Genomic DNA, 16,449 nt, shown 5'->3' on the forward strand with positions numbered 1-16,449 from the left:
AATCAACCAGCTTGCCTCCCAACTCAACATGGAGATCGTAGAGAGGAGTGCGTTTCGGTTCGGTGCTCATAATCCGGGCCTTTCGAATGCCGTTTTGAAAGATCACCGTGCGGTCTGCAATGGCAACCCTTTTACAATCAACACCAAGGTTCCCGGGACGCTATTGCGAGTCAACAGGATTTGCCATGATAGCCGATACAAAGCGTATACAGCCGCATGCAGCGGCCTTGTATCGTATAGGAAACTATTTTCCGTTGAGCAACAATCACATCGCGAAATCGCAGGTCTGAAAACGAACACGCAAAACCTTTGACGAGGGTCGGTTTTTGCCCGCCCCCTGACAAACGCCTCTGGCCCCTTTCCAAATCCTGCCCTAAGACTTCGCCCAAGAGGAATTGCAATGTCACATATTACACTGGTGCGTCACGGACAGGCCAACACCACCGCACGGGATGAAGAAAGCTATGACAGGCTCAGCGATCTGGGCCATCAGCAGGCCCGCTGGCTGGGGGCGCACCTGCAGGATACGCGCGCCCATTACCCGCGGGTCTATTGCGGCACGTTGCAGCGACATGTGGAAACTGCGGCCAGCATGGGCTTGCCTGACCCAATCCGGGACGCACGCCTGAATGAGATCGAGTATTTCACCATCGCGCAGCTATATGAACAGCAGCACGGCGTGGCGATCCCCACCGACCGAGAGGGCTTTGTCGAACATCTGCCCCGCACCTTTGCCGCCTGGGCCCGGGGTGAGATCACGGATACGCCCGAAACCTTTGCCGAGTTCGAAACCCGTGTCTCGGACGCTTTGCGCGAGATTGGAACCGAGGGCGGGCCGGCCATCGTTGTGACCTCGGGCGGGTTGATTTCAATGGTGGTACGGCAAGCGATGGGTCTGGATATCCCGGCGATGGCACGGGTGGCGCTGGCCATCATGAACACGTCGCTGCATCGCCTGCACCCGATCGGCGCGCAGCTAAGCCCGGTTCTGTTCAATGCGGTGCCGCACCTGGACTCGCCCGACAGGCAATACGCGCAAACCCACCTTTGACCTCGGAGGCCATTATGATGCAGCTATACTATGCCCCCCGCACAATCTCGGTCGCTGTTGCCATTGCGTTGGAAGAGGCTGGGCTAGAGTATGAAGCGATCCAACTGGATTTCGCTGGGGGAGAACAAACGAAACCAGCTTATAAACAAATCAACCCCAAGGGCCGGGTTCCGGCACTGGTGGTTGATGGCGGTATCCTGACCGAAACCGGTGCTCTGCTGGAATATCTCGCGGCCAAGGCGCCCGAAGCCGAATTGGTGCCCACCGATCCGATCATGGCCGCCCGGATGCGCGAGGTGATGTATTATCTGGCCTCGACCATGCATGTGAATCACGCGCACAAATTGCGCGGCGCCCGCTGGGCCGACAAGAAATCCAGCTGGAAAGACATGACGGACAAGGTTCCACAGACGATGACCGCGTCCTGCGACTATATCTCCTCCAACGGGTTGCGCGGGCCGTTTGTATTGGGCGAGGCGGTCTCTCTGGCAGATGCTTATCTCTATGTGGTTTGCAGTTGGCTGGAAGTCGACGGCGTCGACGTCTCGGCCTTTCCCAAAATTCTGACCTTCCGCGCGGCGATGGAGGCACGTTCTTCGGTTCAGGCGGTGCGCGCCGCCGGAATGCTTTGACAAAAGGATAACGCATGACACATCTTTGGGTCCGGGCAGAACAGCGCCCGAATGAGGAACGGGTCGGGCTGACCCCCGAAGGCGCTGCTGATCTGATCGCAGCCGGCATCCGCGTGACGGTTGAGGAAAGTTCCGTGCGCGCAATCCCGATTAATGGCTACAGAGAGGTCGGATGCGAGATCGCGCCCGAAAACTCCTGGCCCCGGGCACCACTGGATGCGATCATCTTCGGCCTCAAGGAACTGCCCGAAGACGGTACGCCCCTGCCCCACCGCCACATCATGTTCGGCCACGCCTACAAGGGTCAGCATTCAGGCCGTGCGCTGCTTGCGCGGTTCAAGGCCGGCGGCGGAACGCTCTATGATCTGGAATATCTGGTGGACGAAGCTGGCCGCCGCGTCGCCGCCTTCGGCTATTGGGCTGGATATGCGGGCGCTGCTGTGACGCTCAAGACCTGGGCAGCGCAGCAACGAGGTCAGCAATGCCCGCCGGTCGGTGTGTATGCCAGCAAAGACGCGCTGAACGCGGAGTTGCTGACTGAATTGGATGCAACGGGCGCAACTCGCCCCCGCGCCATTGTCATAGGCGCTCTGGGCCGAGTGGGCACCGGGGCTGCAGACTTATGCGAGGCCATGGGGGTCAGCGTTACCAAATGGGACATGGCCGAAACGTCTAGCGGCGGACCGTTCCCGGAAATCCTTGACCACAATCTGTTCCTGAACTGCATCTTTGCGCGCCCCGGCACCCCGGTCTTTGTACCGCGTGAGGCTTTGACCGCGCCGCGCAAGCTGACCGCTATTGGCGATGTAGCCTGCGACCCCGACAGCGATTACAACCCGGTGCCCGTTTATGACCGTGCAACCTCCTGGGACGCCCCTGCCCTGCGTGTGGCGACTGATCCGGTGATGGACGTGATGGCCATCGACAACCTTCCGTCAATGCTCCCGGTCGAAAGCTCGCAAGATTATGCCGCGCAATTGCTGCCTTCGTTGCTGACCCTGACCAATCTGAACGCCGGTGTCTGGGGCCGGGCGGCGGCGACCTATAACACTCATATCGAAGGATTCTGAGCGATGACGATTCATTGGTGTGGCACCGGCCTGTCGGCCATCCCCGGCCTGCGCCGCCTGATTGAAGGCGGGCACAAGGTCACCGTCTGGAACCGGACCATCGAAAAAGCCAAGGCCGAGGTCGGTGACCTGACCGACGACATCCACGCCTTTGACATCGATGCGCTGGGTGCGGTGCTGGAAAAGGGCGACGTGATCGTCTCGATGCTGCCGGGTGACTGGCACGTGCCGCTGGCCGAGCTGGCCATCGCGAAACAGGCCAATTTCGTCTCGTCCTCTTATATCGCGCCCGAGATGCGTGCGCTGGACGACAAGGCCCGCGAAGCCGGTGTGGCACTGGTGAATGAGGTCGGGCTGGACCCAGGCATAGACCACCTGATGGCGCATGCTCTGGTCGATGACTACCGCGCCTCGGATGCGTTCGATGCCCAGAACCACCTGAGCTTCATTTCGTATTGCGGTGGCATTCCGAAGAATCCCAACCCGTTCCGTTACAAATTCAGCTGGTCGCCGCTTGGTGTGCTCAAGGCGCTGCGTTCGCCGTCCAAGTCGATCCGCGATTACGCCCCGCTGGACGTGGCCCGCCCCTGGGACGCAATCACCAGCTATATCGCGCCGCTGCCGACGCCCGAAAGCTTTGAGGTCTACCCCAACCGCGACTCGATCCCGTTCATGGAGCAGTACCACTTTGAAAAGCACTGGCCGGTCAAGGAATTTGTCCGCGGCACCCTGCGCCTGAACGGCTGGGCCGATGCGTGGTCTGATGTATTCCGCGAAATCGAAACCCTGTCCGGCCCCGAAGGTGACGCGCGCTTGAAAGAGATGTCAGACCAGTTCTGGGAAGAAAACGCCTATGACGAGGGCGAACCCGACCGCGTGGTCCTGTGCGTCGGACTGAAGGCGGAAAAAGACGGCATCCCGGTCTGGCACAAGACCTATGTGATGGACGCCTGGGGTGACGCGCGTGGCACCGCCATGGCGCGACTGGTGTCGATCCCGGTGTCGCTTGCGGTCGAGGCGGTCCTGAACCGCGCCATCCCAGCCGGCGTCCACGCCGCCCCCAGTGACCCGAAACTGGTACAGGACTGGATGGCCGAAATCGACACGCTGGCTCAGCATCTTCAGATCGTAGACCAGTTGAAATGAACGGCTGACATCGCCCGTTCGAGAATGGGCCGCTTAAAGGTTAAAAAAGCCATCCCGAAATATCGGAATGGCTTTTGGTTTGTCTTGCATCGCGATCGGTCAGATGTAGCGCTCGATCACGGTGTCGATATCGCTGCGGTTGATGCCCAGTTCGGCGAGTTCGGAATCGTTCAGGCGGTTCAGATCTTGTGCGGCGCGTACGATGCTGGAACTGATCGCCTGCAACCGCATCGCCCGGTCGAACAACAAAACGGAACTGGCATTTATCGACTGGTCGCGATTTGGGTTAAAATCAAACATTTTCTCCTCCAAGTAATTTACGATATTCGGCGCGGCCCGTGGATCAGTGTGCGGTGCCCGAGTAAGGCTTCTTGTGATAAACGCTCTCATAGGCGCGTTGCTTGATCTCACTGCGTGGGATGCCGATGTCTGCCAATTGACGATCACTGAGGTTTTCCAGTGCCCGAACGGATTTGGCAAAGATATCGCGGCGAAAATGTTCGACCCGTGCTTCGGCGTAATTCGAGAACAGACCGAAGAAGAGCCCCTTTTGCGGCGTAACTGTTTGTGCGTATCCCATGACTTTCTCCTTTAACTCTGAATTGCGTTTGTCGTTGAAACAGAGAAAAGGGTTCGGGGTTAAAAGCGTCGGAGGGTTGGATTAAATCCGCTTAATCTTCGCAGGACCAGACGCCGACAACATGGCACGGTCAGGTGTAATCATCTGAAATAAAATAATTTAATCAAAATCACTAATATCCAGCGCGTTTTGAACCAGAAACAAAACCGCGGCATCGAGGTCTTCACGCGCCAAAACTTGTTTGAACGACGCCGTCAATGCATCCGTTTCCCATGTCCGTACAGACAAGGCGATCCAGCCTGCCAGTTCCGCGCTGCGTTCAAGCTCAAGCTTGTAAATCTCCAGTATTTGTTCTTGCAATTCCGGCCATGTGGAACCGCCAACGGCAAGAACCTGAATTAGCTTCTGCTTATCTTCTGGCGACCAGTTCGCCTGCGCTAACGCCTGCCCAATCGCTTCTACTGCGTCTGCGCCGTCCACCTCGATCCCGGCCAGCGCCCAATCCGCTATGTTCCGGTCACCGGCACGCAACGCGGGCTGATACCGCTGTCGAACGAATGCCTGCGCGGCAGGATCGGATTGCATACCCAACAATCGAATGACAGCCGGCGCATAAGCAAGGCGATTTACATCGCGCAACTCCTGCAACAAAGACGCCGTTGTCACAACGTCCCGCACCTGTCGGGCAGTCGGATACGGTGCGCGATGAACCTCTGCAAGCGCGGCATTGCGCAACAGCCTGTCTTCATGCGTCAGATATTGGCTAAAAAAAGTGACGCGTGCAGGGTTAGCCGTCTTTCCGACGATCCAGTGTTTACCCTGAACACGCACCCCTTCCAGAAAAGCTGCCCGCTCTTGCGTCATCAGGAAACCTTTGGACCAGGCGGTTGCGAAGCTGCGGCCTGACTTGTCCACAGATCCGCTGCCGTAGATCATCAAAACAACTCTTTCAGGGTCGACGCGGAAGGCTGATCGCGTCACGCTGTCAACCAGGAATGGGATATCCGGTAGGGTCTCTAGCTGCGCGGGCGCGCCTTTCAGCACAGAAACCGAGGCGTACTTAAAGGGATTGGTCGGCGACGGCGCAGCCAGAACAATCACACGCGCAGACAGAATACGGTCTGCAAGAGAGTATTCCGGCAATGTTGTACAAACTGAACAGGCGTTCGAAACGCGCGGAGCGGCCATGCTGGCCACGGCAAACACAAGTCCCACTAGAATACGCCAATCGAGTCGCATGGTTCGAGCATCCACCAGTTTACGACCCTGCTGCAACTGTTCTTTGCGCCGCCGAATTGGCGGTCGGATTTGATGACCACCAGGCATGGGGAAAAGGCGCTTCGTTCAAACCGGCCTACATCAGATCGTTTTCCACGTCCTCGGCTGAAATCCCCAGCGCATCCAGACCGTTTTCTAGGTGATCCGACAGGTGTGGTGTGCCGATCAGATAATCGGCGCAGGGGGTCGAGGCCTCGGATTTTGCGGTTGCGATGGCTTCGGCCAGATCCTCGGCGAAAAAGCTTTCACGTCCGATCCACATGACAGCAACCAACTCGGCCTGCTCGTCCTCACCCATACGGTCGATAAAGGCGCGCAGTTCGCCCTCAGCGCGGTTCAATTCACGCCCCATCATGGCGACCTGAGCGATTTTTCTTGCCGAGATTTCCAACATGACCCAACTCCTCGTGTTCGCGGTTTCATCCTAGCACAACCACCCCACGGCGCCTGAGTCTTTGATCTTACGCAAACTATGCCAGCTTAAGGCTCGCGAATGCGGGAAACCGGGTGGTCGGGAATGGGGGCTGTACGAAACGGGCGGAACCGGGCCTTTTTCGCCTTCAACTTCACCGCCTGCCACAGGATCAGGAAAAACGCGCGGCGCGCACCAAAAGGTCGGCGCAGCAAAGACCACAGGATCGTGCGATTGGTCAGCGGAGCCCGCCGTCCGGTCAGGGTTGCAATCAGCCCACCATAGTCGCGCCCGTAATCGATCCAGACACCCACCCGGTCCGGGCGATAGTCAAACCGGAAGGTATAAGACCCTTCGACCTTTTGAAACGGCGAGACATGCATCAGCTTGTCCGCCACGATCCGGTCCGAGGGTCGGATCGGCGCAAAGTTGGGGGTGTGGCACAGATAGCTGTGGCGCGTGCCATAGGTGTTTGTGACCTCGGCCACCACGGCGTAAAGCTGTCCGTCAACATCAAAGCAAAACCAGAAGCTGACCGGATTGAACACATGGCCGAACACTCGCGGCTGGGTCAGCAATGTCACGTGATCCGGTTGGGTCACGCCCATCTGGTCAAACTGCTCCCGCAGCCAGGCCACACCGCGCCCCTGCCCTGGCTCACCACCATGGTCGCGCTCCCGCCAGCTGGTGACATTAGTCCGGTTCAGGGAAAACAGCGCCGGAGTGGCCGGATGGCTTTCCGGATCCAGCAAGATGTAGTCGACGGAATACCGAAAGGCGTTCTGGATCGCGCCCTTGCGCCCGTGAAAGGTATGGCCTGAAATATGGTCGACCGTGTTCACTCAGTTTTCTCCGATCTCCGTGCAAACCGTTCCGGCGGCATTCTTTTCCTCATGTGTTTCTATCAGATAGTACGATATTTGACGTGACCCGGATCAAAAACAGCAAATAAAGTGATCCGCCTTGGGCTGGGCCGCGTAATGTGGTTATGTTTACCGAGATCGATACCGTGACCTTGGATGAACCGGCGGCCGAAAGGCCAGCACTGAAACCTCGGCGCGCAAGCAAACGCATCAGGGGCAAGCCGGTGAACAAAGCGGATGGCAGTTGCGACACCAGAACTGAGTGGGTGAGCCACGTCAGGCGCATTCGGGACGCGCAGGATCAGGCGGCCTTTGCCGAACTGTTCCAACACTTCGCGCCACGCATCAAGGCGTTCCTGATTAAGTCAGGGTCCGACGCCGCGCTGGCCGAGGAATGCGCGCAAGAGGTGATGGCGACCTTGTGGCACAAGGCGCATCTGTTCGATCCCACTCGCGCGACCGTGGCCACTTGGGTGTTCACGATTGCAAGGAACAAGCGCATCGATGTCCTGCGCAAACAACGCCGACCCGAACCCGAGGATCTGTGGTGGGGGCCTGAGGCGGAACCAGATCAGGACGACGTGGTCGCGTTGCAACAGGAAACCGCGCAGCTGCGCGACGCCATGGCGGCGTTGCCCGAGGCGCAAAGACAATTGATCGAACAGGCCTATTTTGGTGATCTGAGCCATCGAGAAATCGCATCTCAGACCGGGTTGCCCTTGGGTACGATCAAATCACGGATACGGCTGGCGCTGGACCGCTTGCGCCATGCGATGAATTGAGATGACGAAGATGAGCAATGATATCAAACATCACCTGACAGACGATCTGTTGATGGCCTACGCCGCGGGCAACCTGCCCGAAGCGTTCGACCTGATGGTGGCAACACACCTGTCCCTGTGTGACCACTGCCGCGCCCGGGCCGAAAGTTTTGACGCTGTGGGCGGATGTGTTCTGCAAGAGCAGGACAGCCCTACCAGCATGAGCGATGGGTCTCTAGCCGCAACCATGGCGCTGATCGCTCAGGGAGCCCCGATTGCAAAACCCGCACGTCCGGGATGCACGGTTCTGCCCGCGCCCTTGCAGGATTATGTCGGCGGCGATGTGAATGACATCAAATGGCGATCCATCGGCATGGGTGTAAAACAGGCGATCCTACCCACCACGAGCGAGGCCACCGCCCGCCTGCTATTCATTCCGGCCGGTGCAGCCGTGCCCGATCACAGCCACAACGGCATGGAACTGACGATGGTTCTGCAAGGCGCGTTTTCGGACGAGGTCGACCATTTCGGTCGTGGAGATGTTGAGATTGCGGATGAAAGCCTGCACCACACGCCGACGGCCGATATCTCAGAGGATTGCATCTGTCTGGCCGTGACTGACGCGCCCTTGAAATTTACCAAGTTGATGCCGCGCCTGTTCCAGCCATTCCTACGAATCTGAAGCGTTGATGCGGCTCGTGCTACACTGACTCATCAATAGGTTCGGGAGACGTTTCATGAGACATCATCTGATACTGACTGCATTGATCGCAAGCCTTACCAGCACGGCCTGGGCGCAGCGTGCAGCAGAAGTAAAATTCGAGCCCGGCAATTTCGGCACGATGGTGAATGGGGCAATTACCGGCAACGAGTATTTCGATTACATGTTGGGCGCGCAGGCTGGTCAGGAAATGTTCGCCGATCTCAAGGTCAGCGACACCAATGGCAATGGCGTGATTTACTTCAACATCCTGCCACCCGGCAGTGACGGCGTTGCGATCTACAACGGCTCTATCGATGGCAACACCGCCCGCATCGACCTGCCCGAAGACGGAGATTATACGATCCGCGTCTATCTGATGGGCAATGATCGGGATACTGATAAGACAGTCGGCTACAATCTGGATCTGTCGATCCAGTAAAGCCTAGCCTTCGGATTTGCCCAGCGGTACCACATTATTGTGGTCGTCCGGGGCAAGCTCTTCGAAATCGAAGTTGTCCAACCGCTGTGCCCGACGCCCGGCTTTTTCGGCACTGATCTTGATTTCCGAGATATCCTTGGCTGCCTGTCCGAAATGGCGATCAAGATTCGAAACACGGTCCCCCAGACGCTCCACATCCTTGTGCAACAGGCCCAGTTCCTTGCGGATTGCCCCCGCCTGTTCTCGCATACGCGCGTCTTTCAAGATCGCCCGCATCGTGTTCAGCGTCGCCATGCAGGTGGTGGGGGAAACGATCCAGACTCGCTTGCTGAAACTCTCTTGCACCAGTTCCGGGAATTTGGCGTGCAACTCGGCATATACCGCCTCGGACGGAAGAAACATAAGCGCGCCGTCGGCGGTTTCGCCGTCCAGAATGTACTTCTCGGCAATGTCGTTGATGTGTTTGCGCACCGTGCTGCGAAACATCTGCACGGCTGCTTTAAGCTCGGCGTCATTGGTCGATCCAATCAGCGCTTCATAAGCCTCTAACGGGAATTTGCTGTCGATCACAATCGGCCCCGGCGGGTTTGGCAGGTGGATCAAGCAGTCCGCACGACGCCCGTTTGACAAAGTCGCCTGCAATTGGAAGCTATCCGACGGTAATGCCTTCGAGACGATATCGTTCAGCTGAATCTCCCCAAACGCGCCGCGTGTCTGCTTGTTCGACAAGATATCCTGCAGCGACAGCACATCGCCCGACAGCTTGGTGATATTGTCCTGCGCTTTGTCGATGGCGGCCAGACGTTCCTGCAATTGTGTCAGAGACGTCGCGGTCTGTTTCGACGAGCCATGCAGCGATTCCTTCATTCGCTCCTGCATCTCGGCCAAAGCCCGAGCGGATTTCATCGCATTGTCTGCCAACCGGTCATTCATCTGCTGCTGCACCGAGGACAGGCGCGATTCAACCGTCTGGATCACCTGCACCTGCGCATTGGCCTGTGTATCCGACACATGCTGCAAACCACCGCGCAACTGTTCCTGGCCCTGCCCCAGTTGCTGCACGTGTTGACCCAAATGCGCCATCTGCCGCGCCAATGGTTCTGCCATTCGGGCGGAACGGTTGGCTGCCCGCAAGGACAGGAATAGCAGCAGCAGAATCAATGCCACCACTCCACCCGCGATCAGCACCACAGGGTCGTTCAAAGCCATTTCTGTGCCAGCAATCTCGATCATGTCGCCTCGGATGTTCTTGTTTTATTCTTCATAACCCGACCGGGCGTCGGGATCAACTGCGCCCGAACAGGCGTTCGATGTCGCTTAGCTTCAGTTCCACATAAGTGGGTCGCCCGTGATTGCACTGGCCGGAATGGGGAGTCGCCTCCATCTCGCGCAGCAGAGCATTCATTTCCTCGGCCCGCATCCGGCGGCCAGACCGGACCGAGCCATGACAGGCCACCCGGCTGAGGATTGCTTCGATCCGCGCCTGCACCGTTTGGCTTTCGCCCTGATCGGCCAGTTCATCCAGAATATCCAGGATCATTGCACGGGCATCCACTTCGCCCAGAATGGCAGGTGTTTCGCGCACGGCGATGGCGCCGCCGCCAAAGGGTTCCAACGTCAGCCCAAGGCGCGACAGGTCATCCGCAACAGCCATCAGACGCGCGCAGTCGCCTTCGGACAGCTCGACGATTTCCGGGATTAGCAATGCCTGCGCGGCGACGCCGTTTTCGGTCATCTGGGTTTTTAGCTTTTCATAAACCAGCCGTTCATGCGCGGCGTGCTGATCGACGATCACCATACCATCAGCGGTCTGGGCAATGATGTAGTTCTCATGTACTTGCCCGCGCGCTGCACCCAAGGGCAGGTCCTGCATCGGGGGCTCTTCTGCCGTGGTCGAAACTGGCGGAGCCGCCTCCACGATGCTACCGCTATAATCGCGGGACAGTTCGGCAAAACCCGGCGCCTGCGCGTGAAACGCGGCCTGCCGGGCTGCGGGCGAAGGACGATCCATCTGATACACCCGGGCGGGAGTGGGCTGTGCCGGTTCGGGCCGCATCGCGCCCAGCGTTGCATTTGCCACGGTCGAGGACGCTCGGTGCCCCGCCTCGGCCAACGCATGCCGCAAGGCCGAGACGATCAGCCCCCGCGCCACGCCGGGATCGCGGAACCGAACCTCAGACTTTGCAGGGTGAACATTTACATCCACCAGCATCGGGTCACAGTCGATAAACAATGCGGCCGCCGGATGCCGGTCACGGCTGAGGAAATCGAAATAGGCCGCCCGCAGCGCACCGGTCAGCATCTTGTCACGCACGGGACGGCCGTTGACGAAGAGATACTGCGCCACCGCTGCGCCACGCGAATAGGTCGGCAAGGCAGCATAGCCATACAAGCGAATACCGTCACGAGTCGCATCGATCTGCAATGCGTTCTCGGCAAACTCGCGCCCGATCACGCGGGCCAGACGGGCGTGCAACGCATCGAACAGATCGCCATTTTCGCGATCGGCGCGAAAGGTCACGCGACCTTCGCCCCCGCCCGAGACATCGCGCAGCGTAAAAGTGATGGCGGGCTCGGCCATGGCCAGACGTTTGACCGTATCGGTGATCGCCTGCGCCTCGGCCCGGTCGGTGCGCATGAATTTCAGCCGAGCGGGCGTGGCAAAGAACAGATCCCTCAGCTCGACCACCGTGCCTGCACGCAAGGCGGCGGGTTTCACCGCCTCCATCTTGCCACCAGATACATATATCTGGGCCGCATCTGACCCCGGCACCCGACTGGTTATGTTCAGCCGCCCAACCGCACCCAGCGACGGCAGCGCCTCGCCCCGGAAGCCGAACGTGTGAATGTTCAGCAGATCCGACCCGTCGATCTTGGATGTCGCGTGGCGCGAAAGGGCCAGTGGCAGATCATCCGCCGAAATCCCGCACCCATCATCCGTGACGCGAATCAACGTCTTGCCACCATCAGCGATATCGATGGCAATCCGGGTTGATCCGGCGTCGACGGCGTTTTCCACCAGTTCTTTGACAGCCGAGGCGGGACGTTCCACCACCTCACCCGCAGCGATGCGGTTGATTGCAGCATCGTCAAGTTGACGGATTACGGGGCGGATTTCGCTGATATTGGGGTTTGCCTGCACCATACCACCAGACCTAGCATATGCGCACACGATTCTGCCACTGATTTGGCAGTCCTATTTTTAAGAGGGAGGGGGCGTTCGAACAATCGCGCTGCGCCGATGTCAACAGACGGCAAACCTTGCCACGATTGTCCGAACGATCCAAGTGAGTGGTGGTCATTCAGAAATTTATTGCGGCGGGCCTAACACGAAACGCGGCGCGACAATCATTAACTCTGTCCTCGCTGGGCGTCTGGGCGAATTTCAGCCGACCCCTCGCATTGACCAACAGCGGGAAAGCGCCGTGTCAAGTGGCTTGGGGCGCTCCGGCGCGGGAGCGGCACGGGCCCCACAATGCGGCGCAGGCCAGGATCAGGCCGGACATGGTTGCGATCATCCCCGCCGCGCTGACCGCATCCGTACTGCCCAACCAAAGCGGCCCGTAGCCCGCCAGCACATAGCCCGATATTGCCGACACGCTGGCGAAAATGACGCTCCAGGCGATTTGGGTTTCCAGCCGATTTGTCATCATCCGCGCCGCCGCCGGGGGGCAAATGAACATGGCGATCACGATAATTGACCCCACTGCATCAAACGCGGCCACGGCCGATATTGCAGCCACGATCACCAACGCCATACCCAGCGCGCCGGTGCGAATGCCGATGGTGCGTGCGAAGCCTTCGTCGAAGGTCGAAATTTTCAGCGGGCGCCAAAACAGCCAGATGAACAGGACCACCCCGACCAGCGTCAGCGCAATCCGCGGCAGCTCCGGCGGCAGCCCGGCCAAAGCCGTCAGGTCCAACAGCGATGACCAGCCCACAGCATCCAGCCAGATCAGGCTTTCCAGATTGCCATATAGCGCATGTTCCACGTCCAGATGCACGGTTGAGGTATCGGTCTGCTCCAGCAGCAGCACACCGCCTGCGAACATGGTGGTGAACACCACGCCCATCGCAGCACCGGGTTCAATCTGGCCCAGCCGCCGGATCGCCTCGATCATCACAACGGCAACAATGGCTGCACCCGCCGCGCCCAGCATCATGGGCCAGGTCGAGATCGCTCCGGTCAGCAGAAAGGCCACAACGATGCCGGGCAGCACCACGTGGCTGATTGCGTCCCCAATTAGGGCTTGTTTGCGAAGTACAAGAAAATTCCCCGGTAGGGCGCAGGCGATGGCGGCGAAGATCCCGATCAACAGAGGCGTCAGGGACAGGGGGACAAATTCTTCACCGCTCATGGCTGGACCTCCTGCGGGCCACCGATCAGGCGGTCGATATCCGCGATCTGATCGCGGGTCAGCACCGATTCGATATCGCGCAGCCCGTCATAAAGCGCCGCCGTCGCCTCATGCGCCTGATCCGCGCGCACGAATTCCCACCGTCTTTCGTCGCGCAACGCCTTGGCGGCACGGGCTTTACCAGCCTCGGTAGCAACGCCATCGGCGCGGGCAAAGCCAGCGCGTTTCAACAAGCGCAGAGTCAGCGGTTCATAGATTTTCTGGCCTTGTGCCAGCGCCAGCAAACCTTGCCGAATATGCACTCGGCGCTGGAATCTCAGATGTTGCAACACCGCCGCCAGAACACCGCGAACAGGTGCAAACAGTAGGGACAGCGCGAAAAAGCCAAAACTAACCAGCACGATGATCGGACCGGTCGGCAGGTTCGGCGCCGAGGCCGACAGGGCCGCGCCCAGATACCCGGCCAACCCACCCGCCAAACCAGCGAGCAAAACAACTCGGTCCGAGCGGTCGGTCCAGAACCGCGCGGTCACGGGCGGTATGATCAGCAATGCCACAATCAGGATCAGCCCGACGATCTTCAACCCGACAACGGTGACGGCCATCACCAATCCCATCATCGCCAGATCAATCCGATGCACCGGCAGACCCCGTGCAGCGGCATATTCCGGGTCAAACGCCACCATGGTCATCGGACGGCGGATGATCATCACCAGAACAAGCGTCGCTGCCCCGCCAATCGCAATGATCAGTGCATCCGCCCACAACATCCCGGCAGTGGAGCCCAGCAAGAACCCTTCGAGCCCCGCCTGACGACCAACGCCCATGGTTTGAATCACGGTCAGCAGTACGATGCCAAATCCGAAGAAAACGGACAGCACCGCCCCAATAGCTGCATCTTCGGCCAGCCGCGTGCGCCGGGTCAGCCAGTTCATACACAGCAGACCAATCCAGGCCGAGATCGCCGATCCGGCAAGCAGACCGATCAGATTGCGTCCATCGCCGCCAAAAGCGACCAGCACCATGAAGGCCAGGCACACGCCGGGAAGGGTCGCATGGCTGATCGCATCGCTGACCAGCGCGCGTTTGCGTAGAAACAGGAAAGTGCCGGTCACCCCGGCGGATACGCCCAGTAAGGTCGCACCAATAGCAACCAGCGTGGCGTTATAGCCAAGCTGCAGGCTCAGAGCATCCCAAAGCATGATTTACCCCAGCGCGCGTGAGATCTGGTCGATCTGCGCGGTGGCCAGTCGGCCCCCATAGGCCGATTGCAGGGTTTCGGCGGTAAAGGCCTCGGCCACTGTTCCCTCGGCCACCTTACGGGTGTTGATCAGGAAGACGTGGTCGAAATAATCGGTAACGGTGGCCAGATCGTGATGCACGACAACGACGGTCTTGCCCGCCTCTTTCAGCGATTTCAAAACCGCGATGATGGCCTTTTCTGTGGCCGCATCGACCCCGGCAAAAGGTTCGTCCAACAGGTAAAGATCAGCCTCTTGCGCCAATGCGCGGGCTAGAAATACCCGTTGCTGCTGACCGCCGGAAAGCTGGCCAATCTGACGATCCGCGAAGTCGCGCATGCCGACCCGGTTCAGGCAATCCATGGCCCGCGACATATGTCGGGCTCGAATGCGGCCCAACAGGCCCAACTGCCGCGACAGGCCCATCAGCACCACGTCGATCACGCGAGTCGGGAAATCCCAGTCCACACTGGCGCGCTGCGGGACATAGGCGATGCGGGCACGCTGCTGCTCCAGCGGTTTGCCAAAGACAGTGACCTGCCCGGAGAGCGGCGATACAATCCCCAATGCGGCTTTGAGAAGGGTCGATTTCCCCGCGCCATTAGGTCCGATGATCGCCGTCATCGCACCGGTCTGCACGGTCATATCCACGGAGAACACCGCAGGTTTCTGGCCATAGGAAACGGTCAATCCACGAATGGCCAGAGGGCTCTCGTGCAAACTGTGCCCGGTAATTGAAACACCCTGATCAGCGGCCAGTTCCAGCATCATTCAAAACCCCGCCGATAGTTTGCCGTTCATACCCCGATCAGGCACATCCGCGCCCAGCGCCCCGGCGATGACAGTGATGTTGTGATCCAACATGCCAACATAAGTGCCTTCATACGTGCCAGGCTCTCCCATGGCGTCGGAATACAGCTCGCCGCCCACACCCACGTCGTGACCTTTGGCAGCAGCTCCTTCGATCAGCGCCCGCATCGACCGGTCAGAGACCGAGCTTTCAACGAACACCGCCGTCAGCTGTTGATCGACCAACGTATCCACCAGCTCTCCGATCCGGTTCAGCCCGGCCTCAGATTGGGTCGAGATGCCCTGAATGCCCATCACTTCATAGCCGTAAGCCGCGCCGAAATAGCCAAAGGCGTCATGCGCGGTGACCAGCACGCGGTTGTTTTCGGGAACAGCTGCAAGCGCCTGATTGGCATAGGTGGTCAGCGCATCAAGCTCGGCCAAATGCGCTTCCGCATTAGCGGCAAAAATATCCGCCGCTTCGGGGCGCGCTGCGGTCAGGGCCTCTTGCACCTCAACCACCACATCACGCCACAGGGTCGGGCTCATCCACACATGCGGGTCGTATTTGTCGGCATAATCGTCATGCCCACGCAGTTTGGACTTGTCGATCCCTTCAGCCACGGCCACCACAGTGCGTTTGCGGCCGAGGTCATGGAAGAAATCTTCCATCTGCGCTTCCAGATACAGACCGTGCCACAGGATCAGGTCCGCACGGGTCATCGCAACGATATCACTGCGGGTCTGGCGATAGGCATGCGGATCGACTCCTGGACCCATCAGGCCCTTCACCTCGACCTGGTCCCCGCCCACCTGACGCGCGGCGTCAGCAATCATACCGGTGGTTGCGACTACTTTCAGTGGTGTCTCGGCCAGTGGTGTCTCGGCCCAAGCCGTCAGAGGCAAAGCAGCCGCAAATGCCAGCGCTGCAAGAAAGCTGCGACGAATCATAGTCAGATCCCGATTTGGTGTCCTGTTGAGAATGAATATGCGAACCATTCGCAACTAAGTCAACGCTATTGCGAATTATTCGCAAGAAAATGCCTATTTTTGTCCATTTGGTCAAAAAATTTGCAGATCGAACCTTGCTGCACCTTCCCTTTACGTGCGGCTCGTGCGATTTTGG

At 59.0% G+C, this 16,449-nt stretch carries 19 protein-coding genes; 8 read left to right on the forward strand and 11 right to left on the reverse strand.

Going from position 1 to position 16,449, the window contains the following annotated elements; translation table 11 throughout:
- From GOX21_RS21435 to GOX21_RS05810, 5 genes are all read left to right on the forward strand, one after another.
- The coding region (locus tag GOX21_RS21435) for a hypothetical protein (RefSeq protein ID WP_217353034.1) at positions 1-313 on the forward strand (313 nt) is incomplete at its 5' end.
- An 87-nt stretch (positions 314-400) separates the two neighbouring features.
- Positions 401-1,051 (forward strand): histidine phosphatase family protein, encoded by a 651-nt coding sequence (locus GOX21_RS05795; RefSeq protein ID WP_170360664.1) that lies wholly within the window; start codon positions 401-403, stop codon positions 1,049-1,051.
- A 17-nt stretch (positions 1,052-1,068) separates the two neighbouring features.
- On the forward strand, positions 1,069-1,683 hold the full coding sequence (locus tag GOX21_RS05800; protein ID WP_170376707.1) for a glutathione S-transferase family protein: 615 nt from the start codon (positions 1,069-1,071) through the stop codon (positions 1,681-1,683).
- Between the two features lie 14 nt (positions 1,684-1,697).
- Positions 1,698-2,753 (forward strand): saccharopine dehydrogenase, encoded by a 1,056-nt coding sequence (locus GOX21_RS05805; RefSeq protein WP_170376141.1) that lies wholly within the window; start codon positions 1,698-1,700, stop codon positions 2,751-2,753.
- 3 nt (positions 2,754-2,756) lie between these two features.
- Entirely contained in the window at positions 2,757-3,899 is a 1,143-nt protein-coding gene (locus GOX21_RS05810; protein WP_170376143.1) for a saccharopine dehydrogenase family protein, read from the forward strand.
- Between the two features lie 99 nt (positions 3,900-3,998).
- On the opposite strand, the gene GOX21_RS05815 is transcribed toward GOX21_RS05810, so the two are convergent.
- From GOX21_RS05815 to GOX21_RS05835, 5 genes are all read right to left on the reverse strand, one after another.
- The gene (locus tag GOX21_RS05815; RefSeq protein WP_170349834.1) at positions 3,999-4,199 is read right to left on the reverse strand and encodes a DUF1127 domain-containing protein; all 201 of its coding nucleotides are present in this window, start codon (positions 4,197-4,199) and stop codon (positions 3,999-4,001) included.
- A 43-nt stretch (positions 4,200-4,242) separates the two neighbouring features.
- Positions 4,243-4,479 carry a DUF1127 domain-containing protein gene (locus GOX21_RS05820; protein ID WP_170349833.1) on the reverse strand — a complete coding sequence of 79 codons (237 nt, stop codon included), beginning with the start codon at positions 4,477-4,479 and terminating at the stop codon, positions 4,243-4,245.
- Between the two features lie 159 nt (positions 4,480-4,638).
- Positions 4,639-5,718 (reverse strand): hypothetical protein, encoded by a 1,080-nt coding sequence (locus tag GOX21_RS05825; RefSeq protein ID WP_170376145.1) that lies wholly within the window; start codon positions 5,716-5,718, stop codon positions 4,639-4,641.
- Positions 5,719-5,833: 115 nt separating this feature from the next.
- A complete protein-coding gene (locus tag GOX21_RS05830) occupies positions 5,834-6,151 on the reverse strand; it encodes a DUF3775 domain-containing protein (RefSeq protein ID WP_170326413.1) in 318 nt (105 codons plus the stop codon).
- Between the two features lie 86 nt (positions 6,152-6,237).
- On the reverse strand, positions 6,238-7,011 hold the full coding sequence (locus GOX21_RS05835; RefSeq protein WP_170376147.1) for a DUF1365 domain-containing protein: 774 nt from the start codon (positions 7,009-7,011) through the stop codon (positions 6,238-6,240).
- 146 nt (positions 7,012-7,157) lie between these two features.
- On the opposite strand from GOX21_RS05835, the gene GOX21_RS05840 reads away from it, so the two are divergent.
- From GOX21_RS05840 to GOX21_RS05850, 3 genes are read left to right on the forward strand one after another with little or no spacing between them, the layout of a single operon-like run.
- Positions 7,158-7,814, forward strand: a complete 657-nt coding sequence (locus GOX21_RS05840; RefSeq protein WP_170349830.1) for a sigma-70 family RNA polymerase sigma factor — start codon at positions 7,158-7,160, stop codon at positions 7,812-7,814.
- 10 nt (positions 7,815-7,824) lie between these two features.
- Positions 7,825-8,475 carry a ChrR family anti-sigma-E factor gene (locus GOX21_RS05845; protein ID WP_170376149.1) on the forward strand — a complete coding sequence of 217 codons (651 nt, stop codon included), beginning with the start codon at positions 7,825-7,827 and terminating at the stop codon, positions 8,473-8,475.
- 55 nt (positions 8,476-8,530) lie between these two features.
- Positions 8,531-8,935 (forward strand): hypothetical protein, encoded by a 405-nt coding sequence (locus GOX21_RS05850; protein WP_170349828.1) that lies wholly within the window; start codon positions 8,531-8,533, stop codon positions 8,933-8,935.
- 3 nt (positions 8,936-8,938) lie between these two features.
- Here GOX21_RS05850 and GOX21_RS05855 read toward each other — a convergent pair whose 3' ends face one another.
- The 6 genes from GOX21_RS05855 to GOX21_RS05880 all read right to left on the reverse strand — a co-directional run bounded on the left by GOX21_RS05855 (position 8,939) and on the right by GOX21_RS05880 (position 16,274).
- On the reverse strand, positions 8,939-10,168 hold the full coding sequence (locus tag GOX21_RS05855; RefSeq protein ID WP_170376151.1) for a DNA recombination protein RmuC: 1,230 nt from the start codon (positions 10,166-10,168) through the stop codon (positions 8,939-8,941).
- A 52-nt stretch (positions 10,169-10,220) separates the two neighbouring features.
- Positions 10,221-12,080: a DNA mismatch repair endonuclease MutL gene (gene mutL / locus GOX21_RS05860; RefSeq protein WP_170376153.1), complete on the reverse strand. Its 1,860-nt coding sequence runs from the start codon at positions 12,078-12,080 to the stop codon at positions 10,221-10,223.
- 283 nt (positions 12,081-12,363) lie between these two features.
- On the reverse strand, positions 12,364-13,293 hold the full coding sequence (locus tag GOX21_RS05865; protein ID WP_170349825.1) for a metal ABC transporter permease: 930 nt from the start codon (positions 13,291-13,293) through the stop codon (positions 12,364-12,366).
- A complete protein-coding gene (locus GOX21_RS05870; protein ID WP_170376155.1) occupies positions 13,290-14,495 on the reverse strand; it encodes a metal ABC transporter permease in 1,206 nt (401 codons plus the stop codon). Before GOX21_RS05870 ends, GOX21_RS05865 begins: the two co-directional genes overlap by 4 nt.
- 3 nt (positions 14,496-14,498) lie before the next feature.
- Entirely contained in the window at positions 14,499-15,302 is an 804-nt protein-coding gene (locus GOX21_RS05875) for a metal ABC transporter ATP-binding protein (RefSeq protein WP_170376709.1), read from the reverse strand.
- Positions 15,303-15,305: 3 nt separating this feature from the next.
- The gene (locus GOX21_RS05880) at positions 15,306-16,274 is read right to left on the reverse strand and encodes a metal ABC transporter solute-binding protein, Zn/Mn family (protein WP_170376157.1); all 969 of its coding nucleotides are present in this window, start codon (positions 16,272-16,274) and stop codon (positions 15,306-15,308) included.
- Between the last annotated feature and the right edge of the window lie 175 nt (positions 16,275-16,449).

Origin of the sequence: Ruegeria atlantica (genome assembly GCF_013032005.1) — a bacterium.
Lineage (GTDB): Bacteria > Pseudomonadota > Alphaproteobacteria > Rhodobacterales > Rhodobacteraceae > Ruegeria > Ruegeria atlantica_A.